Raw genomic sequence first — 20,558 nt, forward strand, 5'->3', positions numbered from 1 at the left:
AGCCAGCGTGCACGCAGCGATGATGCGACGTCAATCTTTTCCCTCGAATCGCTTGCTGAGACGTTGCAGATCGAGCACCCGCTCCACCAGGTTGGCTGCTGACGAGGCTGACCGACGATCAGCGGAGGTGCGTGATGTCCCGACGCGGCAGACATCGCCACGGCGGCCGGCCGTGACGCCGGAGCAGCGGCTGGACACGCCGTTCCTGGTGGCGCTGTCCTGGGCGATCATCGACTACCACGTGGCGTACACGTGCTCCCGCTGCCGGCCGTACGGCTGGTGTCCTCGGGTCGTGGTGGCGCGGGCCCGCATCCGCGCGTGGCGTCGGGTCCGCGAGCAGTGGCGGAGTTGAGGTCGGGCGCGCTGCTCCTCGTCAGCAGGGCGGCGAGCGTCCAGTTCGTGAAGCCGTTCCACTTCCGGTTGATCCGCGTCCTGGACTGGACCACCTACGACGGCTGGAACTGGCTGGACGGATACCAGCTCGACGAGCGGGGTGACGCGGTGGCCCGTCGCTCGATCTTCGTCCTGCGAAGCGGGTTGAGGCCGGGTTCCATCCCGAGCCGCCGGCGGACGGTCAAGGCGCCGCGCTGACGGTATCGGTGTCCGCCCACCAGGCATCGGCGAGCATCGCCACATGATCGTCGCTGGTGGCCGGTTTGCGACAGTGCGGGGTCCGGGTATTCAGCGATACATGTCAGTCTCTGGTCGCCGCTCGGTCGACAGGTTCAACACGTACCTCGACGCCAGTGACGGCCAGCGACTGACCGCGATCGTGCTCGCCCTGGTGGCGGGGCCGGCGGCCGGGCTGCTCTGCGTCTGGCTGGCCACCTCGTTCCTGGGCGGCGCGCACTGGTTGGCGCAGACGCTCGTCTTCGCCGTCATCGGTCTGGTCGTCGGGGCGGGGCTGCTCGTCGTGTTGTCGAGGGTTGGCTCCCGTGCCCGGCGTTGACGGTCACGCCACGGTTGGCGTACGTCAGGTGGGTTTCGCCGTGAGTGAGGGAATCACCCTCTGGCGCTCATGCCGAATGCAGGTATGGTGGTCTATGGCCGGAGCCGACTTCGTCCTGCGGACGGGTCGTGGGCCAGGCGAGCATGAGTGCTGGTGGGATGGAGATTTCGCGTGCCTTGATCGCTTCGCGGCGAACGTCGGAATCCGCAGTGGACGGACTCGGCGGACGCCTTTCAACCCGATGACCTGGCTGCGTGTGGTGGGTGCTTGGGCCGAACGGCGGAACCTGACAGCTACTCGGGCTGCACAGGTCTTCTCTCCTTTTCTGCCCCTGACCGGTGTGGCACGATCGTGGAACCTCCACCATCCCTGTGACACTCTCCCGACAGGAGCAATCATGTCTGGTCGAAGGTTGGGCCGGCTGCTCGGCTCGCTCCTCGTGCTCGCTGCCCTTCTGGTTGGTTCCGGCGTCATCGGCAGCAACGAAGCGCAACTGGGCGACGTCATCTGGGCCGCCGACATCACCCGGTGACCCAAGGACCGCCTCGTGCGGCACAGGGGAGTGGTATGGCCGGCCGGAACCAAGGACGCCGATCGACGGAGCGGGCCTGGCTCATCACCGCACCACTGACGCTCAGCGCGGTCGTCTTCAGCACCGCGATCGCGATCATCGCGGACGACCCCATCGGTGACTGGGGCTGGGGCCTCATCCTGCTCCTCGTGATGACGGCGGTCAGCGTCCCCGTCCTCAACTTCATCGTCCGGCGCCAGTCGGTGGCCGTGACGCTGACCGAAGTGCCGTTGGTGGTGGCACTGTTCTACCTGCCACCACTGACGGTGGTCCTCATCTACACGCTGTCGACGCTGGGCTGGTGCGTCTGGCACCGCTTCACGCCGGCGAAACTGTGGTTCAACGCGGCCAAGGCCGCCGCCGCGACCTCGCTGGCCGGTCTCGTCCTCCTCGCCCTGCCGCCGTTGCAGGGCGTCGATCGGCCGGGCACCTGGGCCAGCCTCTTCGTCGCGATCAACACCATCACCCTGGTCAGCCTGCTCTCCGTGGTCGGCGTGCACGTGCTCCTGCAGGGTTGGCAGCCCGGCCGCGAGGCGTTGCGCACCGCCCCGTCCGTCTTCCTCACCTCGTCCATCAACGCGTCGGTCGGCCTGCTGATCCTGATCGCGTTGGAGACGACCTGGTGGTCCGCGCTGCTGCTCGCCGCCCTGTTCGTCGCGCTCGGGCAGGTCTACCGCTCCTACTCCCAGTTCTTCCAGCAGCACCGCACGCTGGCCGGCATGTACGACCTGGCCCGCCTGATCACCACCAGCACCCAGGGCGCGCTGGGTGACGTGCTGCTCGACCGGGTCCGCGCGCTCATGCAGGCGGAATACGCCACGCTCTGGCTGCCCGCCCAGGGTCGTCACCCGGAGGTGCTGCTCACCGCCCGCGTCGACGCGCCCGGCCTGCTGGACGTCGCCCCGACCCCCGCGGTGTTCCGGGAGCAGGCGCGCAGCCTGGGCCGCACGTTGACCACCGGCCGGCAGTTGGGCGCCGACACCGCGCTGCGCGGCGTGGCCGACGTGAAGCAGGTCAAGGACGCCATCGTGGTGCCGCTGCGGTCGGGCCAGGCGGTGATCGGGACGCTGGAGGTGGTCAACCGGATCAGCGACGTCGGCCACTTCACGCCGCGTGACCTGCCCGTCTTCGAGACGGTCGCCGCGCACGCCGCGGTGGCCCTGGAAAACTCGCGCCTCGTCGACCGGTTGCGGCACGACGCCGACCACGACGCGCTCACCAAGCTGCCCAACCGGCGCCGGCTCACCTCGGCGGTGGCCGAGGCGATCAAGATCGGGGCGCCGGACGAGGTGGTGGCGCTGCTGCTCTTCGACGTCGACCGGCTGCGCCAGGTCAACGAGTCGCTGGGCCACGCCGCCGGCGACAAGGTCCTGGTCGAGGTGGCCGAGCGGCTGCGCGCCTGCGCGCCCTCCTCGGCGCTGGTGGGCCGCGCCGGGGGTGACGAGTTCCTGGTGACGCTGCGGCTGGAGAGCGCCGACGCGGCGCTGGAGCTGGCCGCGCAGCTCCGCGAGCAGATCCGCGACGAGATGGTCTTCGACGTGCTCACCCTGGACGTGGACACCGCGGTCGGCGTGGCCGTGCACCCCGACCACGGCGGCGACGCGGTGGCACTGCTCCAGCGGGTCGACCTGGCCGCGACCGCGGCCAAGTCGGTGCCGGGCAGTGTGCAGCTCTACAGCCCGGCGCTGGAGTCCCGCTCGCTGCGCCGGCTGGGCCTCGCCGGCGACCTGGAGCGGGCGTTGGCCGACGGCGACCTGGAGGTCTACTTCCAGCCCAAGGTGACGCTGCGGGACCGCCGCCTGGTGGGCGTGGAGTGCCTGGCCCGCTGGGAGCACCCGGCGCACGGCGCGGTCGAGCCGGACGACTTCGTGGCGGTGGCCGAGCACACCGGCCAGCTCGGCCGGCTCACCGAGTTCGTGCTCCGGGAGAGCCTGCGGCGCAGTCGCGACTGGAGCCACGGGGAGCAGGCGCTCTCCGTCTCGGTCAACCTCGCCGCGCGTACGCTCAACGACCAGCACTTCCCGGCGCTCGTGCGCGACCTGCTGGAGGAGTACGACGTACCCCCGCAGCGGCTCACGCTGGAGATCACCGAGTCGGGTGTCCTGGACGGCACCGAACGTCCCATCCCGACCCTGCGCAGCCTCCGCGACCTCGGTGTCCGGCTCTCCGTGGACGACTTCGGCACCGGCAACTCGTCCCTGGCCCAGTTGCGCCGGCTGCCGGTGCACGAGGTGAAGGTGGACCGGTCGTTCGTGCAGGGGATGGCGACCGATCCGGGCGACCTGGCCATCGTCAACGCGGTGGTGACGCTCTCCCAGCAGTTCGGCCTGACCGTGGTGGCCGAGGGTGTGGAGAGCGAGCTGACGCTGGAACTGCTCCAGGACATCGGCTGCGAGATCGGCCAGGGCTTCCTGTTCAGCCGGCCGCTGCCGTACGAGCGCCTGGAGGCCTGGTTCGGCGCCCAGGTCGATCCGGAGACGATCGTCGCCGGGGAGCTTCCGCGCCTGCGTGTGGTGCCCTGATCAGGCGCGACACCTGTCGGGGGGATCCGATTTCACCTCGGCGACGCGGTCGTGTACTGTTTCCTCTGCGCGGCACCCGAAGGGTGATCGAGCAGGCCCCCTTAGCTCAGTCGGCAGAGCGTCTCCATGGTAAGGAGAAGGTCTACGGTTCGATTCCGTAAGGGGGCTCAAAGGGTCCGGCTGGACCCGCCACGGCGGTGTAGCTCAGATGGCAGAGCAAGCGGCTCATAATCGCTGTGTCGCCGGTTCAATTCCGGCCACCGCTACTCTCGTCCTCCGGGTTCGCCCGGTGGCCGGTGGGATGGGCGCCACAGGCGCCCACTTTGCATGTCCGCGTCGTCAGCGCGTAGGCTGACACGCCGTAGTTGATATCCGTGAGCGAGGAAGGCACTCCGCCGTGGCGAAGGCGACCGATGTCCGGCCGAAGATCACTTTGGCGTGTGTGGAGTGCAAGGAGCGCAACTACATCACGCGCAAGAACCGTCGTAACGACCCGGACCGCATCGAGCTGAAGAAGTTCTGCCCCCGGGACGGCAAGCACACCGTCCACCGCGAGACCCGCTGACCCACGGCCGGCGTCGCCGGCCCGCAGCAGCTTTCCCGAACGCCGATCCGCCCGGTCGCGCGGCCCGCAGGGCCACCCGACCGCTCGGATCGGCGTTCGTGTTTTCCGTGTAGGTTCGCGGCATGTCCCTGGACCCGTCCTTCGTCGGCCGGACCTATCCGCCGACCGCCCCCTACCTGGTGGGCCGAGAAAAGATCCGCGAGTTCGCCACCGCCATCGGGGCGACCGACCCGGCGCACCACGACCCGGAGGCGGCCCGCGCGCTCGGCCACGCCGACGTGGTGGCGCCGCCGACCTTCCCGGTGCTGGTGACCATGGCGGCCAGCCGGCAGATCGTCAACGACCCCGAGCTGGGCGTCGACTACAGCCGGGTGGTGCACGGCGACCAGCGGTTCGCGTACACCCGGCCGGTGGTGGCCGGTGACGAGCTGGTCTGCGTGAACACCATCGAGGACGTGAGCACCCGGGGCGGGCACGGCTTCCTGACCACCCGCACGGACGTGAGCACGGTGGACGGTGAGCCGGTGGTCGCGGTCTGGGCCAAGATCGTCGTACGCGGGGAGGCGTGACCATGGAGCTGCCGGTGCAGACCTACCGGGTGACCCGGGCGGACCTGGTCCGCTACGCGGGCGCCTCGGGCGACTTCAACCCGATCCACTGGAGCGACCGGACCGCCACCGGTGTGGGCCTGCCGGGCGTCATCGCCCACGGCATGTTCACCATGGCGCTGGTCGGCCGTGCGGTCGCCGGCTGGGCCGGCGCGCCGGACGCGGTGGTCGACTTCGGCGTCCGTTTCACCCGGCCGGTGGTCGTCCCGGACACCGACGAGGGCACCGAGATCGAGGTGGCCGCCGTGGTCAAGGAGGTCACCGAGGACGGGTTGACCAGGCTCGACATCACCGCCACCTGCCGGGGCGAGAAGGTGCTGTCGCAGGCCCGCGCGTTGGTCCGCACCCCGCGCTGAAGAGCGGACCGACGCGCGAGGGGTGGACCGGTTGGGAAAGTCGTACGACTACCCGTACACTGGTCCGCCGTGGGGCAAGTGACCCCCGCTCGGCACAGCGTGTCCGGGTGGAGGTGAGTTGCCGCACAGGGGTGTAGCTCAATTGGCAGAGCAGCGGTCTCCAAAACCGCAGGCTGCAGGTTCAAGTCCTGTCACCCCTGCGCCTCAGGCCTGACCGTTCCCGTGGGTCGCGCCGCCGTTCGCGGCGGCGTCCGGCCCGTGGTGGTGGCACCGGTGGGGTGGTTCCGAGGCGATCGGGGCACTCCCGGCCGGTCCGCCGGCCGCGGCCCGTCGCGGGACGGTTGGTCCGGCCGGCGTGACCAACACGCCGCGCACGCCGCCCGGCGTGCGACCCCATACCCCGCACGGAGGGCGAAGTGGCCGAGAAGAAGCGGCGCGGCGAGGACGACGGCGACGAGCGTCTGAACGACGACGCGACCGTCGACGGCGTTGCCGACGACGATGTGGCCGACGACGCCGCCGACGCGGACGAGCCGGTATCCCGGGGCGGCACCGCGACCCGCAAGCGGGCGCACGCCGAGCCGGCCGAGGGCCGCAAGACGCGCAAGGACACCGAGCGGATCGGGCTCTTCGCCCGCATCGCGCGGTTCTTCCGCGAGGTCGTGGCCGAACTGCGTAAGGTCATCTGGCCGACCCGCAAGGAGCTGCTGACCTACACGGCGGTGGTGGTCACCTTCGTCGCGGTGATGCTGGCGATCGTGGCTCTCCTGGACTACGGCTTCGCCAAGGCGGTGCTGTGGGTCTTCGGCAACCCCAGCTGACCTGCGGACAGCGATACTGACGGAAGTGAGCGAGCGTGCCTGAGTACGACGAGACCGCCGAGACCCCGGACGAGCAGTCCGCGGTGGCGACGGCGGACAGCAACGAGTCGGTCGAGGCCGCCAGCGAGCCGGAGTTCCCGACCACCGAGCCGGCCCCGGACGAAGACTTCGACCCGGTCGCCGAGCTGCGCCAGAAGCTGCGCTACGCGCCCGGCGACTGGTACGTGGTGCACTCGTACGCCGGCTACGAGAACAAGGTCAAGACCAACCTCGAGACCCGGATCACCTCCCTCGACATGGAGGACTTCATCTACCAGGTCGAGGTGCCGACCCGGGAAGAGGTCGAGGTCAAGAACGGCAAGCGGTCGCAGGTGCAGGCGAAGGTCTTCCCGGGCTACATCCTGGTCCGGATGGAGTTGACCGCCGAGTCCTACTCCTGCGTCCGGAACACCCCGGGGGTCACCGGCTTCGTCGGTGCCACCGACCGGGCCGACCGGCCGGCGCCGCTGAGCCTCGACGAGGTGCTCAAGTGGCTCGCGCCGGCGGTCGAGACCGAGCAGAAGAAGGCCAAGCCCGAGATCAAGGTCCTCGACTTCGAGGTCGGCGACTCGGTCACCGTCACCGACGGCGCGTTCGCGTCGCTGCCGGCGACGATCAGCGAGATCAACGCCGACCAGCAGAAGCTCAAGGTGCTGGTGTCGATCTTCGGCCGGGAGACGCCGGTCGAGCTGAACTTCAACCAGGTCGCCAAGATCTGACGCGCACGTCCGCACCGGCGGTCGGCCTTCGCGGGCCGGCCGCCGGTGTCGTGTGGGACTGCGCTACTCTTGAACGTCGGCCGTCCGCACCGCGCTGACCGTGCGCGCCCGCGGGCGGCGGAGAATCCCAGTTTCAAGCCCCAGGAAGAGACATGCCTCCGAAGAAGAAGCTCGTCAAGACGTTCACGCTTCAGCTCCCGGCGGGCCAGGCCACCCCGGCGCCGCCGGTCGGCCCGGCGCTCGGCCAGCACGGCGTGAACATCATGGAGTTCTGCAAGTCCTACAACGCGCAGACCGAGTCCCAGCGGGGCGACGTCGTCCCCGCCGAGATCAGCGTCTACGAGGACCGCACCTTCACCTTCGTGCTGAAGACCCCGCCCGCCGCCCGGCTGCTGATCAAGGCCGCCGGTGTGCAGAAGGGCTCGGGCGTCCCGCACAAGGAGAAGGTCGGCTCGGTGACCCGCGCCCAGCTGCGCGAGATCGCCGAGAAGAAGATGGCGGACCTCAACGCCAACGACATCGACCAGGCCGAGAAGATCATCGCCGGCACCGCCCGGTCGATGGGCCTGACCGTCGCCGACTGATCTCGCTCCACCGCTCCACCCGATCCGTTCGTGGGAGGGCCGCGATCCCGCGCGCCCGCCAGAGACCACAGGAGTCACCAGAAATGCAGCGCAGCAAGAGCTACCGCAAGGCCGCCGAGGTCATCGACCGGTCGAAGCTCTACGCCCCCGCCGAGGCCGTCAAGCTGGCCAAGGAGAACACCAACGTCAAGTTCGACGCCACGGTCGAGGTCGCGATGCGCCTCGGCGTCGACCCCCGCAAGGCGGACCAGATGGTCCGCGGCGTGGTCAACCTGCCGCACGGCACCGGTAAGACCGCCCGCGTGATCGTCTTCGCCGCCGGCGCGAAGGCCGAGGAGGCCGCCGCGGCGGGCGCGGACGAGGTGGGCACCGACGAGCTGGTCGCCCGCATCCAGGGTGGTTGGCTGGACTTCGACGCCGCCATCGCCACCCCGGACCAGATGGCCAAGATCGGCCGGATCGCGCGGATCCTGGGCCCGCGCGGCCTGATGCCGAACCCGAAGACCGGCACCGTGACCATGGACGTCACCAAGGCGGTCGCGGACATCAAGGGTGGCAAGATCACCTTCCGGGTGGACAAGCACTCGAACCTGCACCTGATCATCGGCAAGGCCTCCTTCTCCGAGGCCCAGCTGGTCGACAACTACGCCGCGGTGCTGGACGAGGTGCTGCGCGCCAAGCCGTCCGCGGCCAAGGGCACCTACCTCCGGAAGGTCACCCTGACCACCACCATGGGCCCGGGCGTCCCGGTGGACCCGAAGGTGGTCAAGAACCTGCAGGAAGGCTCGGAAGCCTGAGCAACCGCACGTCCCGAACGTGGTCCCGCCACCACACCGTGGCGGGGCCCCGTTCGTCTGTCCGGTGTGGCAGGCTCGGCGGATGCGGCTCGACGGGGTCTGGCTCCGCTATCGACGGCACGGCCCGTGGGTGTTGCGGCAGGTCGACGCGACGATCGGCGCGGGTGAGGTCGCGGTCGTGCTCGGCCGCAACGGGGTGGGCAAGTCCACGCTGCTCCAGCTCGCCGCGGGGGTGCTGCGACCGAGCCGGGGCCGGGTGGTCGACCGGCCGGCGGTCGTCGGCTGGGTGCCGGAGCGCTTCCCGGCCGACCAACCGTTCACCGTCGGGGCCTACCTGTCCGCGATGGGCCGCGTCGCCGGCCTGTCCGGGCCGGCCGCCGACCGGGCGGTGGCCCACTGGGTCGAGCGCCTGGGCCTGACCCGCTTCCACGACGTGCGCCTGCCGCAGTTGTCCAAGGGCACCGCGCAGAAGGTCGGCCTGGCGCAGGCGATGCTGCGCCCGCCAGGCCTGCTGGTGCTCGACGAGCCCTGGGAGGGGCTCGACGCGGCCGCCCGCGAGCTGGTCCCCGAGATGATCGGCGAGGTGCTGGCCGGCGGCGGCGCGGTCCTGGTCAGCGACCACCGGGGCGAGACGGTCCGGTTGCCCGGCGCGCGGCACTGGTCGGTCGCCGACGGCACGCTGACCGAGGCGGCGCCGTCCGACGGCTCGGCCGTCGCGGTGGTCGAGCTGGCGGTGCCGGCCGCGGGCCTCGCCGCCGCCGTCGCCCGCCTGCGCGCCGACGGCCACCAGATCCTCCGGATACGCGACCACGCCGTCCCGCCCGCCGCCGGGTCACCCGAGCGGAGCGTGACCCCGTGCCCCGCCGACCCCGAGGCGGTTCCCGGCGGCGCTCCCGGCGTGGTGTCCGAGGTCGGCTCCGGGACGAGGGCCGGTGGCGCTCCGGGTGTGGTGTCCGAGGCGGTTCCCGGCGGCGCTCCCGGCGTGGTGTCCGAGGTCGGCTCCGGGGCGAGGGCCGGTGGCGCTCCGGGCGTGGTGTCCGATGTCGCCCGGGAGGCACCGGGCGGCGACGCCGGCCGCTCCGGGGTGACGTCGGAGGTGAGCGGGTGATCGCGCTGGTGCGGCTGCGGCTCGCCGGCTTCGTGCGTACCGGACGGGCGCTGGCGCCGGTGCTGGCCGGCCTGCTCGCCCTCGGCATCCTCTACGGCGGTGGCCGGGCCCGGCCGGCGGAGGCCTACGGCGTCTCCGCGGTGGTGCTCTTCCCGGTGCTGGCCTGGCAGACCAAGATCCTGCTCGACATCGAGCCCGACGTGCAGCGCCGGCTGGCCCAGGTGGTGGTCGGGCCGGCCCGCGAGCGGGCGGCCGGGCTGCTCGCCGCGACGCTGGCCGGGCTCGCCGTGGTGGCGGTGGCGTTGGTGCTGCCGTGGCCGCTCGGCGGGCTCACCCCGGCGGCCGGGCCGGACGGGCGGCCGGCCCTGGTCGGCGTGGCGCTCGGGCTGTGGGCGCACCTGCTCGCCCTGCCGGCGGCGGTGGCCCTCGGCGCGTTGGCCAGCCGGGCGATCACCCGCAGCGCCGGCTACGGGGTGGCCGTGCTGGCGGTCGGCTCGGTCGGGTTCGTGGTGTTCGGGTTGTCCGGTTCGCTGGTGCCGTGGCTGGTCCCGCCGTTGATGGCGACCGCGCGGGCGGTCACCGGGCCGGTCGCGTCCGGCACCGGGCTGCTGCTCACCGGCTGGGCGGCGCTCTGGTCGGCGGTGGCGCTGGCCGGCTACGCCTGGGTCCGCCGCACCCGCGCCTGAGCGACGGGTGACCGGGAGCACCCGGGGGCGATTTGGCGCGCGTGGCGCGGTCGCGTAACCTGGTGCGGTAGTTCCACCCACAGACCGCTGGTCACCGTGCCCCGGCACGGTCGAAGGTCCCGCGACGACGGGCGACCCGCGCAGGGCGGCAAGCGAAACTCGGTGTCATACACGGTCCGCCGACTGTGCCCATGATCCCGGCCCTCGCCCCGTGCGCCCCGCGCCGGGGCTTTTTCGTTGTCGTGGCGCCTCCGCCGCCGTCGCGAGTTCTCTCGTCGCCGGCGTGCCAGCTCCGAGTAACGAGAGAGGAGGGACATGGCGGACAAGCCGATCCGGGCCGACAAGGCCACGGCCGTCGCCGAGCTGACCGAGAGCTTCCGCTCGTCGGGCGCCACCGTGCTGACCGAGTACCGCGGGCTCACGGTTTCGCAGCTCACCCAGCTGCGGCGCACGCTCGGCAAGGAGACCAGCTACACGGTCGCGAAGAACACGCTGGCCAAGCGTGCCGCGGCCGATGCGGGCATCTCCGGCCTCGACGAGCTGTTCACCGGTCCTACCGCGCTGACTTTCGTTTCGGGCGACGTCGTCGAGGCGGCGAAGGGTCTTCGCGACTTCGCGAAGGCCAACCCGAAGCTCGTCATCAAGGGCGGTGTCTTCGAGGGCAGGGCCATTTCCGCGGCCGAGGTCACGAAGCTCGCCGACCTGGAGTCCCGCGAGGTGCTGCTGGCCAAGCTGGCCGGCGCCATGAAGGGCAACCTGAGCAAGGCCGCGGCCCTGTTCCAGGCTCCGCTCTCCAAGGCCGCCCGCGCGGCGGCCGCCCTGGCGGACAAGAAGCGCGAGCAGGAGGGCGCCGAGGCGGCCTGAGGCCCCGCGGCGCACCACGTTCTTAGTTAATTCTTTGAGGAAAGGACGCCAGACATGGCGAAGCTCAGCACCGACGAGCTGCTCGACGCGTTCAAGGAGATGACGCTGATCGAGCTCTCCGAGTTCGTGAAGCAGTTCGAGGAGACCTTCGAGGTCACCGCCGCCGCTCCGGTCGCGGTCGCCGCTGCCGGTGGCGCCGGTGGCGCCGCCGCCGCCCCGGCCGAGGAGGAGAAGGACGAGTTCGACGTCATCCTCGACGCCGACGGTGGCAAGAAGATCCAGGTCATCAAGGTCGTGCGCGAGCTGACCGGCCTGGGCCTCAAGGAGGCCAAGGACCTGGTCGAGGCCGCTCCGAAGGCCGTCCTGGAGAAGGCCAACAAGGAGACCGCCGAGAAGGCCAAGGCCAAGCTCGAGGGCGAGGGCGCCAAGGTCACCCTCAAGTGACCTTGGTCTGACCTGACGCGCGTCCGGCTCACGTGAGCCCGGGCACAACCGCGTTACGACGGGCGGTGATCCGGAACCGGATCACCGCCCGTCGTGTTGGCGCTACCCGGTGCCAGCGGCGTGAGCTGGGCGTACAGGGTGCTCGCACCGACCTCCCAGGGAGGCGTTGCCGGTAGTCCGTCGGTGGGAAAGACACCCCGAGCGGTAACCGGCCCTTGACGCGGCACCGGCAGTGCAGGCACGCTGACATCAGCAAGACCTTCCGCGCTTGCAACGGCCGCCTCTCGGGTAAGGGCAACGGCAGCACCACCGCCGCCGCCCCACGAGCGGACCGGCAGGAGCGTCGCGTTCTGAGCGGCCCGGCGGACCCGGTTTTCCGAGGTCCCAGGGCTTGTTCCGCGACGACCTGCGGGGTGGGCTGGACAGCGGTTAGCCTCTCGGCTACACTGCTAGTTTGCGCTGCCTTCCGACTTGACCCCTGCTCGGAAATGTCCGATTGCGGATATTTCTGGTGGGGTCATTGGAGTGCACGCGTACCAGCCGTTCTGCAGCACCGGTCCTCGGAAGGACGCATCTTGGCAGCTTCCCGCCCTGCGAAGACCAGTCGTACGTCGAGCGCTTTCGCACCCCGCCGAGTTTCTTTCGGTCGGATCACCGAACACCTCGAGGTCCCCAACCTCCTCGCCATCCAGAACGAGTCGTTCGACTGGCTCGTCGGCAACGAGGCTTGGCAGGGCCGGTCGGCGGACGACCCGCACGCACGCTCGGGTCTCGCGGAAATCCTCGACGAGATCAGTCCCATTGAGGACTTCTCCGGCACCATGTCGCTGTCCTTCTCCGCTCCGCGCTTCGACGAGGTCAAGGCCTCGATCGAGGAGTGCAAGGAGAAGGACCTGACCTACTGCGCGCCGCTCTTCGTGACCGCGGAGTTCACCAACAACACGACTGGCGAGATCAAGAGCCAGACGGTGTTCATGGGTGACTTCCCGATGATGACGCCCAAGGGCACCTTCATCATCAACGGCACCGAGCGCGTCGTGGTCAGCCAGCTCGTCCGCTCGCCGGGCGTCTACTTCGACAAGCAGCCGGACAAGACCTCCGACCGCGACCTCTCCAGCGTCAAGGTCATCCCCAGCCGGGGTGCCTGGCTGGAGTTCGACATCGACAAGCGCGACACGGTCGGCGTCCGCATCGACCGTAAGCGTCGGCAGGCCGTCACCGTCCTGCTCAAGGCCATCGGGTGGTCCGCGGAGCGCATCCGCGAGAAGTTCGGCTGGTCCGAGCTCATGATGACCACGCTCGAGAAGGACCACATCGCCGGCCAGGACGAGGCGCTGCTCGACATCTACCGGAAGCTCCGCCCTGGCGAGCCGCCGACCCGTGAGAACGCCCAGACCCTGCTCGACAACCTCTTCTTCAACCCGAAGCGGTACGACGTCGCCAAGGTCGGGCGCTACAAGTTCAACAAGAAGCTCGAAGTCGACGTGCCGATGAACACCGGCACGCTGACCGAGGACGACATCGTCGCCACCGTGGAATACCTCTGCCGGCTGCACGCCGGTGAGGAGGGCTACGAGGCCGACGACATCGACCACTTCGGCAACCGTCGCCTGCGCACCGTGGGCGAGCTGATCCAGAACCAGGTCCGGGTGGGTCTCTCCCGGATGGAGCGGGTCGTCCGCGAGCGGATGACCACGCAGGACGTCGAGGCGATCACGCCGCAGACCCTGATCAACATCCGCCCGGTGGTGGCGGCGATCAAGGAGTTCTTCGGCACGTCGCAGCTGTCCCAGTTCATGGACCAGACCAACCCGCTGGCGGGTCTGACCCACCGGCGCCGGCTGAGCGCGCTCGGCCCGGGTGGTCTGTCCCGGGAGCGGGCCGGCTTCGAGGTCCGTGACGTGCACCCGTCCCACTACGGCCGGATGTGCCCGATCGAGACGCCGGAAGGCCCGAACATCGGCCTGATCGGCGCGCTCTCCACCTTCGCCCGGGTCAACCCGTTCGGCTTCATCGAGACGCCGTACCGGAAGGTCATCGACGGTCGGGTCACCGACCAGATCGACTACCTGACCGCGGACGAGGAGGACCGGTTCGTCAAGGCGCAGGCCAACGCGCCGCTGCGGGCCGACGGCACCTTCGCCGAGGACCGCGTCCTGGTCCGCCGTAAGGGCGGCGAGACCGAGGACGTGGCGCCGGGCGCCGTGGACTACATGGACGTGTCGCCGCGGCAGATGACCTCGGTCGCCACCGCGATGATCCCGTTCCTGGAGCACGACGACGCGAACCGCGCGCTCATGGGCGCGAACATGCAGCGTCAGGCGGTGCCGCTGGTCAAGGCCGAGGCCCCGCTGGTCGGCACCGGCATGGAATACCGGGCCGCCGTGGACGCCGGCGACGTGGTCGTGGCCGAGGTCGGCGGCGTGGTCGAGGACCTGTGCGCCGACTACGTCACCGTCCACCAGGACGACGGCCACCGTCGGACGTACCTGCTGCACAAGTTCCGCCGCTCCAACGCCGGCTCCTGCGTCAACCAGAAGCCGGTCGTCTTCGAGGGCGACCGCGTCGAGGCCGGTCAGGTCATCGCCGACGGGCCGTGCACCGACGAGGGCGAGATGGCGCTCGGACGCAACCTGCTGGTCGCGTTCATGTGCTGGGAGGGCCACAACTACGAGGACGCGATCATCCTGTCGCAGCGCCTCGTGCAGCAGGACGTGCTCACCTCGATCCACATCGAGGAGCACGAGGTCGACGCCCGGGACACCAAGCTCGGCCCGGAGGAGATCACCCGCGACATCCCGAACGTCAGCGAGGAGATGCTCGCCGACCTCGACGAGCGCGGCATCATCCGGATCGGCGCCGAGGTCGTCCCCGGCGACATCCTGGTCGGCAAGGTCACGCCGAAGGGCGAGACCGAGCTGACCCCCGAGGAGCGGCTGCTCCGCGCGATCTTCGGTGAGAAGGCGCGCGAGGTCCGCGACACCTCGCTGAAGGTGCCGCACGGCGAGACCGGCACGGTCATCGGCGTACGCACCTTCTCCCGCGAGGACGGCGACGAGCTGCCCCCGGGCGTGAACGAGCTGGTGCGGGTCTACGTGGCCCAGAAGCGCAAGATCCAGGACGGTGACAAGCTCGCGGGCCGCCACGGCAACAAGGGCGTCATCTCCAAGATCCTGCCGATCGAGGACATGCCGTTCCTGGAGGACGGCACCCCGGTCGACATCGTGCTGAACCCGCTCGGTGTGCCGTCCCGGATGAACATCGGCCAGGTCCTGGAGACCCACCTCGGGTGGGTGGCCAAGACCGGCTGGAGCGTCGACGGTGACGACGAGGAGTGGAAGCGCCAGCTCAAGTCGATCAACGCGCACGAGTCCGAGCCGGACACCAACGTGGCCACCCCGGTCTTCGACGGTGCCCGCGAGGAGGAGATCTCCGGCCTGCTGGCGTCGACCCTGCCCAACCGGGACGGCAACCAGCTGATCGGGCGCTCCGGCAAGGCGCAGCTCTTCGACGGTCGTTCCGGCGAGCCGCTGCCCGACCCGATCGCGGTCGGCTACGTCTACATCCTCAAGCTCAACCACCTGGTCGACGACAAGATCCACGCCCGGTCGACCGGCCCGTACTCGATGATCACGCAGCAGCCGCTGGGTGGTAAGGCGCAGTTCGGTGGCCAGCGCTTCGGTGAGATGGAGTGCTGGGCCATGCAGGCGTACGGCGCCGCCTACGCCCTGCAGGAGCTGCTGACCATCAAGTCCGACGACGTCCTCGGCCGGGTCAAGGTCTACGAGGCGATCGTCAAGGGCGAGAACATCCCCGAGCCGGGCATCCCGGAGTCGTTCAAGGTGCTGCTCAAGGAGCTGCAGTCGCTGTGCCTCAACGTCGAGGTGCTCTCCAGCGACGGTGTGGCCCTGGAGATGCGCGAGACCGACGACGAGGTGTTCCGGGCGGCGGAGGAGCTGGGCATCGACCTGTCCCGGCGCGAGCCGAGCTCGGTCGAAGAGGTCTGAGGCGGTGATTCGGGGGCCGGCTCGCCGGCCCCCGATCCCGCCCGTTAGCTAGCAGTACAGACGACGACATAGGGGACACAGTGCTCGACGTCAACTTCTTCGACGAGCTGCGCATCGGTCTCGCCACCGCCGACGACATCCGTCAGTGGTCCCACGGCGAGGTCAAGAAGCCCGAGACCATCAACTACCGCACGCTCAAGCCGGAAAAGGACGGGCTCTTCTGCGAGAAGATCTTCGGTCCGCAGCGGGACTGGGAGTGCTACTGCGGTAAGTACAAGCGGGTCCGCTTCAAGGGCATCATCTGCGAGCGCTGCGGCGTCGAGGTGACCCGCTCCAAGGTTCGCCGGGAGCGGATGGGTCACATCGAGCTGGCCGCTCCGGTGACCCACATCTGGTACTTCAAGGGCGTGCCGAGCCGGCTGGGCTACCTGCTGGACCTCGCCCCGAAGGACCTCGAAAAGATCATCTACTTCGCCTCGTACGTCGTGACGAGCGTGGACGCCGAAGCGCGTCACCGCGACCTCTCGACCATCGAGAACGAGATCCTGGCCGAGAAGCGGCAGTCCGAGAACAGCCGCGACTCGGAGATCGAGAAGCGGGCCGCCAAGCTCGAGGCCGACCTGGCCGAGCTGGAGGCCGAGGGCGCGAAGGCGGACGTCCGGCGCAAGGTCAAGGAGGGCGGAGAGCGCGAGATGCGCCAGATCCGCGACCGGGCCCAGCGCGAGATCGACCGCCTTGACGAGGTCCTCGACACCTTCCGCAAGCTCGAGCCGAAGCAGCTCGTCACTGACGAGCTGCTCTACCGCGAGCTGCGCGACCGCTTCGGCGAGTACTTCACCGGCAGCATGGGCGCCGAGGCCATCAAGGCGCTGGTCCAGAACATGGACCTCACCGCCGAGGCGGAGAACCTGCGCGAGACCATCCGCTCCGGCAAGGGCCAGCGGAAGATCCGTGCGCTCAAGCGGCTGAAGGTCGTCGCGGCGTTCCAGAACACCCGGAACTCGCCGCTCGGCATGGTGCTGGACTGCGTCCCGGTCATCCCGCCGGACCTGCGCCCGATGGTGCAGCTTGACGGTGGCCGCTTCGCGACCTCCGACCTGAACGACCTCTACCGGCGTGTGATCAACCGGAACAACCGCCTCAAGCGGCTGATCGACCTCGGCGCGCCCGAGATCATCGTCAACAACGAGAAGCGGATGCTCCAGGAGGCCGTCGACGCGCTGTTCGACAACGGCCGTCGTGGTCGTCCGGTCACCGGCCCGGGTAACCGGCCGCTGAAGTCGCTGTCCGACATGCTCAAGGGCAAGCAGGGCCGGTTCCGCCAGAACCTGCTGGGCAAGCGCGTCGACTACTCCGGCCGTTCGGTCATCGTGGTCGGCCCGAAGCTCAAGCTGCACCAGTGCGGCCTGCCCAAGCAGATGGCGCTGGAGCTGTTCAAGCCGTTCGTGATGAAGCGGCTGGTCGACCTCAACCACGCGCAGAACATCAAGTCCGCAAAGCGGATGGTCGAGCGGCAGCGGCCGGTCGTGTGGGACGTGCTGGAAGAGGTCATCGGCGAGCACCCGGTCCTGCTGAACCGGGCGCCGACCCTGCACCGACTGGGCATCCAGGCCTTCGAGCCGCAGCTCGTCGAGGGCAAGGCCATCCAGATCCACCCGCTGGTCTGCACCGCGTTCAACGCCGACTTCGACGGTGACCAGATGGCGGTCCACGTGCCGCTGTCCGCCGAGGCCCAGGCCGAGGCGCGGATCCTGATGCTGTCGTCGAACAACATCCTCAAGCCGGCCGACGGCAAGCCGGTCACCATGCCCACCCAGGACATGGTCATCGGTCTCTACCACCTCACCCACCTCACTCCGGGGGGCACGGGCGAGGGCCGGGCGTTCAGCTCGGACGCCGAGGCGCGGATGGCGTACGACAACGGCGAGCTGCACCTGCAGACCCCGGTCAAGATCCGGCTGCACGACGTGGTCGGTGTCGACAACGGCGCCGGCGCCGAGCCGTGGACCGCGCCCGAGGGCTGGGTCGAGGGCGAGCCGGTGACGGTGGAGACCACCCTGGGCCGGGTCCTGTTCAACGAGACGCTGCCCCCGGGCTACCGCTTCGTGAACTACGAGATCCGCAAGGGCCAGCTCTCCGCGATCGTCAACGACCTCGCCGAGCGGTTCCCGAAGGTGGCCCTGGCGGCCACCCTGGACGGGCTCAAGGAGGCCGGTTTCCACTGGGCCACCTGGTCCGGCGTCACCATCGGCATGGAGGACGTCATCGCTCCGCCGCGCAAGCGGGAGATCCTGGAGCGGTACGAGAAGGAAGCCGACCGGATCGACAAGCAGTACCAGCGTGGTCTGATGACCGCCGAGGAGCGTCGCGGCGAGCTCATCGAGATCTGGACCAAGGCGACCAACGAGGTCGCCAAGGAGATGGACACCGCGCTGCCGCAGGAGAACCCGCTGTGGAAGATGATCAACTCGGGTGCCCGCGGTAACCTGCTCCAGCTCCGGCAGATCGCGGCGATCCGTGGTCTGGTGGCCAACCCCAAGGGCGAGATCATCCCGCGGCCGATCAAGGCCTCGTACCGGGAGGGTCTGTCCGTGCTGGAGTACTTCATCTCCACGCACGGTGCCCGGAAGGGTCTCGCGGACACCGCCCTGCGTACCGCCGACTCGGGTTACCTGACCCGTCGTCTGGTGGACGTCTCGCAGGACGTCATCATCCGCGAGGAGGACTGCGGCACCGACCGGGCCATCCCGATGCAGATCGGTGAGCACCTGGACGGCAAGCTGGTCGTGCACGAGCACGCCGAGACCAGCGTGCACGCCCGGACGCTGGCCGACGACATCAAGGGGCCGGACGGCACCGTGGTGGCCCACCGCGGCCAGGACATCAACTCCATCGGCGTCGACGCGATCGTCGCCGCCGGCGTGGAGACGGTGCGGGTGCGCAGCGTGCTCACCTGCGAGTCGAAGCTGGGCGTCTGCGGTGCGTGCTACGGCCGCTCGCTGCCGACCGGCAAGACCGTGGACGTCGGCGAGGCGGTCGGCATCATCGCCGCCCAGTCGATCGGTGAGCCGGGCACGCAGCTGACCATGCGTACCTTCCACACCGGTGGTGTCGCGGGTGAGGACATCACCCAGGGTCTGCCCCGTGTCCAGGAGATCTTCGAGGCCCGGGTGCCGAAGGGTAAGGCGCCCATCGCCGACACCCCCGGTCGCATCCGGATCGAGGACGGCGAGCGGTCCCGCAAGATCGTCGTCATCCCGGACGACGGCAGCGACGAGATCGTCTACGACAAGATCTCGAAGCGGGTCCGGCTCCGGGCGCACGACGGCGACCACGTCGAGGTCGGCGAGAAGCTCACCGAGGGCACCATCGACCCGCACGAGCTGCTGCGGATCCTCGGCCCGCGCGCGGTCCAGGTCCACCTGACCCAGGAGGTCCAGGAGGTCTACCGCTCGCAGGGTGTGCTCATCCACGACAAGCACATCGAGATCATCATCCGCCAGATGCTCAAGCGGGTGACGGTCATCGACTCCGGCTCGACCGAGTTCCTGCCGGGCGTGCTGGTCGACCGGGCGCTGTTCGAGTCGGAGAACCGCCGACTCGTCGGCGAGGGTGGCGAGCCCGCCGCCGGTCGCCCGGTCCTGATGGGTATCACCAAGGCCTCGCTGGCCACGGATTCCTGGCTGTCGGCGGCCTCCTTCCAGGAGACCACCCGGGTGCTGACGGACGCGGCGATCCACGCCCGCAGCGACTCGCTGATCGGCCTCAAGGAGAACGTGATCATCGGTAAGCTCATCCCGGCCGGTACGGGCATCAGCAAGTACCGCAACGTCCGGGTCGAGCCGACCGAGGAGGCGAAGGCCAAGGTCTACTCGATGACCGGCTACCCGGAGACCGACTACGGCTTCGGGCCGGCCAGCGGCCAGGCGGTGCCGCTGGACGACTTCGACTTCGGGTCGTACCGCTAAATCGCACGAACGACGAGGCCCCCGGCAGCCGCCGGGGGCCTCGTCGCGTCCGGGGGTCGTGCCGGGGTCGTAGCGGGGCAGAATGGGTGGCATGACGACCGTGCCCGGGCAGGTGCCCGTCGTGCCGCAGGCGCACCGCCACCCGCACGATCCTGAGCCGGTCCGCTCCACGAAGGCCCGTGCCGTCTTCGCCCTCGGCCTGATCGGGGCGCTGACCGGCTTCTTCGTCGGCGGGGTGGTGCCCGCCACCCTCGCGCTCACCCTGGCCCGGCAGGCCCGCCGCGAGGCGTACGCGTCGGGCGGCTACCTCACCGGCGCGGACTGGCTGCGTCGTGGCGAGAGACTGGCCCGGATCGGCCTGGTGCTGACCGCGTTCGCGGTGGTGGCCGCCGTGGTGGTCGGGGTGCTCCGGCACGCCGACGCCTCGTTCGGGCACGACTTCGCCCCGAACTTCGACTGACCGGGTGGGGGAGCGGCCCCGCGCCCGCCCACCCGCTGGTGACCCGCGACGGTAGCCTGGCCGGTGTCCGCCGGGTGGCGGGTGAGCCATGTGGACAGGAGGACGCCGTGACGGAACCGGCCCCGCCGGGAGGCGACCCGACCCGCCCGGACGCCGGGTCGGATCCCGCCGCGCCGCCGGCCGCCGACGCGGTCAGCCCGTGGGCCGCCCCGCAGTCCTCGCCGCCGCCACACTCCGCCCCGCCGCACTCCGCGCCGCCGGGATCGGCGCTGCCGCCGCACTCCGCGCCGCCCGGCCCCTGGCCGCCGGCGGGGCCCTACCCGCCGGGCATGCACGGGCCGGGACCCGGTGGGCCGTACCCGCCGGTGCCCGGGCCGGGACCTGGTGGGCCGTACCAGCCGGGCACGGCCGGTCCGGGCCACGCCGGGCCGCACGAGTGGGCGTACCACCCGGGGGAGTCGGGGCACGGCGCGGCGCTCGGGGCGTACCC

Annotated in this window: 18 protein-coding genes and 3 tRNA genes; all 21 read left to right on the forward strand. The window is 70.1% G+C overall.

What is annotated here, in order from left to right; all coding sequences use genetic code 11:
* Window positions 1–172: 172 nt before the first annotated feature.
* The 21 genes from H1D33_RS27875 (at window position 173) to H1D33_RS27975 (ending at window position 20,068) form a co-directional block, all read left to right on the forward strand.
* Complete coding sequence (locus tag H1D33_RS27875; RefSeq protein ID WP_181570356.1) at window positions 173–352, forward strand: hypothetical protein; 180 nt, start codon at window positions 173–175, stop codon at window positions 350–352.
* Window positions 340–591: a hypothetical protein gene (locus tag H1D33_RS27880; protein WP_181570355.1), complete on the forward strand. Its 252-nt coding sequence runs from the start codon at window positions 340–342 to the stop codon at window positions 589–591. Before H1D33_RS27875 ends, H1D33_RS27880 begins: the two co-directional genes overlap by 13 nt.
* Before the next feature lie 100 nt (window positions 592–691).
* On the forward strand, window positions 692–949 hold the full coding sequence (locus H1D33_RS27885; protein ID WP_181570354.1) for a hypothetical protein: 258 nt from the start codon (window positions 692–694) through the stop codon (window positions 947–949).
* Window positions 950–1,516: 567 nt separating this feature from the next.
* Window positions 1,517–4,042: a putative bifunctional diguanylate cyclase/phosphodiesterase gene (locus H1D33_RS27890; RefSeq protein ID WP_181570353.1), complete on the forward strand. Its 2,526-nt coding sequence runs from the start codon at window positions 1,517–1,519 to the stop codon at window positions 4,040–4,042.
* A 95-nt stretch (window positions 4,043–4,137) separates the two neighbouring features.
* Window positions 4,138–4,210: transfer RNA gene (locus H1D33_RS27895), tRNA-Thr, on the forward strand.
* Window positions 4,211–4,235: 25 nt separating this feature from the next.
* Window positions 4,236–4,308: transfer RNA gene (locus tag H1D33_RS27900), tRNA-Met, on the forward strand.
* Window positions 4,309–4,439: 131 nt separating this feature from the next.
* Complete coding sequence (gene rpmG / locus H1D33_RS27905; protein WP_013288652.1) at window positions 4,440–4,607, forward strand: 50S ribosomal protein L33; 168 nt, start codon at window positions 4,440–4,442, stop codon at window positions 4,605–4,607.
* 122 nt (window positions 4,608–4,729) lie between these two features.
* The gene (locus tag H1D33_RS27910) at window positions 4,730–5,176 is read left to right on the forward strand and encodes a MaoC family dehydratase N-terminal domain-containing protein (RefSeq protein ID WP_181570352.1); all 447 of its coding nucleotides are present in this window, start codon (window positions 4,730–4,732) and stop codon (window positions 5,174–5,176) included.
* Between the two features lie 2 nt (window positions 5,177–5,178).
* Window positions 5,179–5,571 carry a MaoC family dehydratase gene (locus H1D33_RS27915; RefSeq protein WP_181572557.1) on the forward strand — a complete coding sequence of 131 codons (393 nt, stop codon included), beginning with the start codon at window positions 5,179–5,181 and terminating at the stop codon, window positions 5,569–5,571.
* Window positions 5,572–5,698: 127 nt separating this feature from the next.
* Window positions 5,699–5,771 (forward strand) — tRNA-Trp (locus H1D33_RS27920).
* A 216-nt stretch (window positions 5,772–5,987) separates the two neighbouring features.
* Window positions 5,988–6,392 (forward strand): preprotein translocase subunit SecE, encoded by a 405-nt coding sequence (gene secE, locus H1D33_RS27925; protein WP_181570351.1) that lies wholly within the window; start codon window positions 5,988–5,990, stop codon window positions 6,390–6,392.
* Between the two features lie 35 nt (window positions 6,393–6,427).
* On the forward strand, window positions 6,428–7,150 hold the full coding sequence (gene nusG / locus H1D33_RS27930) for a transcription termination/antitermination protein NusG (RefSeq protein WP_181570350.1): 723 nt from the start codon (window positions 6,428–6,430) through the stop codon (window positions 7,148–7,150).
* Window positions 7,151–7,302: 152 nt separating this feature from the next.
* Window positions 7,303–7,734: a 50S ribosomal protein L11 gene (gene rplK, locus H1D33_RS27935; RefSeq protein ID WP_091065740.1), complete on the forward strand. Its 432-nt coding sequence runs from the start codon at window positions 7,303–7,305 to the stop codon at window positions 7,732–7,734.
* Window positions 7,735–7,817: 83 nt separating this feature from the next.
* Window positions 7,818–8,531 (forward strand): 50S ribosomal protein L1, encoded by a 714-nt coding sequence (rplA, locus tag H1D33_RS27940; RefSeq protein WP_181570349.1) that lies wholly within the window; start codon window positions 7,818–7,820, stop codon window positions 8,529–8,531.
* Window positions 8,532–8,613: 82 nt separating this feature from the next.
* The gene (locus H1D33_RS27945; RefSeq protein WP_246411824.1) at window positions 8,614–9,639 is read left to right on the forward strand and encodes an ABC transporter ATP-binding protein; all 1,026 of its coding nucleotides are present in this window, start codon (window positions 8,614–8,616) and stop codon (window positions 9,637–9,639) included.
* Window positions 9,636–10,325: a hypothetical protein gene (locus tag H1D33_RS27950; RefSeq protein ID WP_181570348.1), complete on the forward strand. Its 690-nt coding sequence runs from the start codon at window positions 9,636–9,638 to the stop codon at window positions 10,323–10,325. Before H1D33_RS27945 ends, H1D33_RS27950 begins: the two co-directional genes overlap by 4 nt.
* 315 nt (window positions 10,326–10,640) lie before the next feature.
* Window positions 10,641–11,189 (forward strand): 50S ribosomal protein L10, encoded by a 549-nt coding sequence (gene rplJ, locus H1D33_RS27955; RefSeq protein WP_181570347.1) that lies wholly within the window; start codon window positions 10,641–10,643, stop codon window positions 11,187–11,189.
* Between the two features lie 54 nt (window positions 11,190–11,243).
* The gene (gene rplL / locus H1D33_RS27960) at window positions 11,244–11,633 is read left to right on the forward strand and encodes a 50S ribosomal protein L7/L12 (protein WP_089155263.1); all 390 of its coding nucleotides are present in this window, start codon (window positions 11,244–11,246) and stop codon (window positions 11,631–11,633) included.
* A gap of 575 nt (window positions 11,634–12,208) precedes the next feature.
* The gene (rpoB, locus tag H1D33_RS27965; RefSeq protein WP_181570346.1) at window positions 12,209–15,640 is read left to right on the forward strand and encodes a DNA-directed RNA polymerase subunit beta; all 3,432 of its coding nucleotides are present in this window, start codon (window positions 12,209–12,211) and stop codon (window positions 15,638–15,640) included.
* Window positions 15,641–15,720: 80 nt separating this feature from the next.
* The gene (locus H1D33_RS27970; protein ID WP_181570345.1) at window positions 15,721–19,608 is read left to right on the forward strand and encodes a DNA-directed RNA polymerase subunit beta'; all 3,888 of its coding nucleotides are present in this window, start codon (window positions 15,721–15,723) and stop codon (window positions 19,606–19,608) included.
* 91 nt (window positions 19,609–19,699) lie between these two features.
* Window positions 19,700–20,068 (forward strand): hypothetical protein, encoded by a 369-nt coding sequence (locus H1D33_RS27975; RefSeq protein ID WP_181570344.1) that lies wholly within the window; start codon window positions 19,700–19,702, stop codon window positions 20,066–20,068.
* Window positions 20,069–20,558: the final 490 nt, after the last annotated feature.

The organism is Micromonospora ferruginea (assembly GCF_013694245.2).
GTDB classification, from domain to species: Bacteria; Actinomycetota; Actinomycetes; order Mycobacteriales; family Micromonosporaceae; genus Micromonospora; species Micromonospora robiginosa.

Coding starts and splice junctions, on each gene's coding strand:
- H1D33_RS27975 (WP_181570344.1), top strand. CDS start 19,700: ATGACGACCGTGCCCGGGCAGGTGCCCGTCGTGCCGCAGGCGCACCGC.
- H1D33_RS27945 (WP_246411824.1), top strand. CDS start 8,614: ATGCGGCTCGACGGGGTCTGGCTCCGCTATCGACGGCACGGCCCGTGG.
- rplL (WP_089155263.1), top strand. CDS start 11,244: ATGGCGAAGCTCAGCACCGACGAGCTGCTCGACGCGTTCAAGGAGATG.
- H1D33_RS27890 (WP_181570353.1), top strand. CDS start 1,517: ATGGCCGGCCGGAACCAAGGACGCCGATCGACGGAGCGGGCCTGGCTC.
- rplK (WP_091065740.1), top strand. CDS start 7,303: ATGCCTCCGAAGAAGAAGCTCGTCAAGACGTTCACGCTTCAGCTCCCG.
- H1D33_RS27910 (WP_181570352.1), top strand. CDS start 4,730: ATGTCCCTGGACCCGTCCTTCGTCGGCCGGACCTATCCGCCGACCGCC.
- rplA (WP_181570349.1), top strand. CDS start 7,818: ATGCAGCGCAGCAAGAGCTACCGCAAGGCCGCCGAGGTCATCGACCGG.
- rplJ (WP_181570347.1), top strand. CDS start 10,641: ATGGCGGACAAGCCGATCCGGGCCGACAAGGCCACGGCCGTCGCCGAG.
- H1D33_RS27885 (WP_181570354.1), top strand. CDS start 692: ATGTCAGTCTCTGGTCGCCGCTCGGTCGACAGGTTCAACACGTACCTC.
- H1D33_RS27915 (WP_181572557.1), top strand. CDS start 5,179: ATGGAGCTGCCGGTGCAGACCTACCGGGTGACCCGGGCGGACCTGGTC.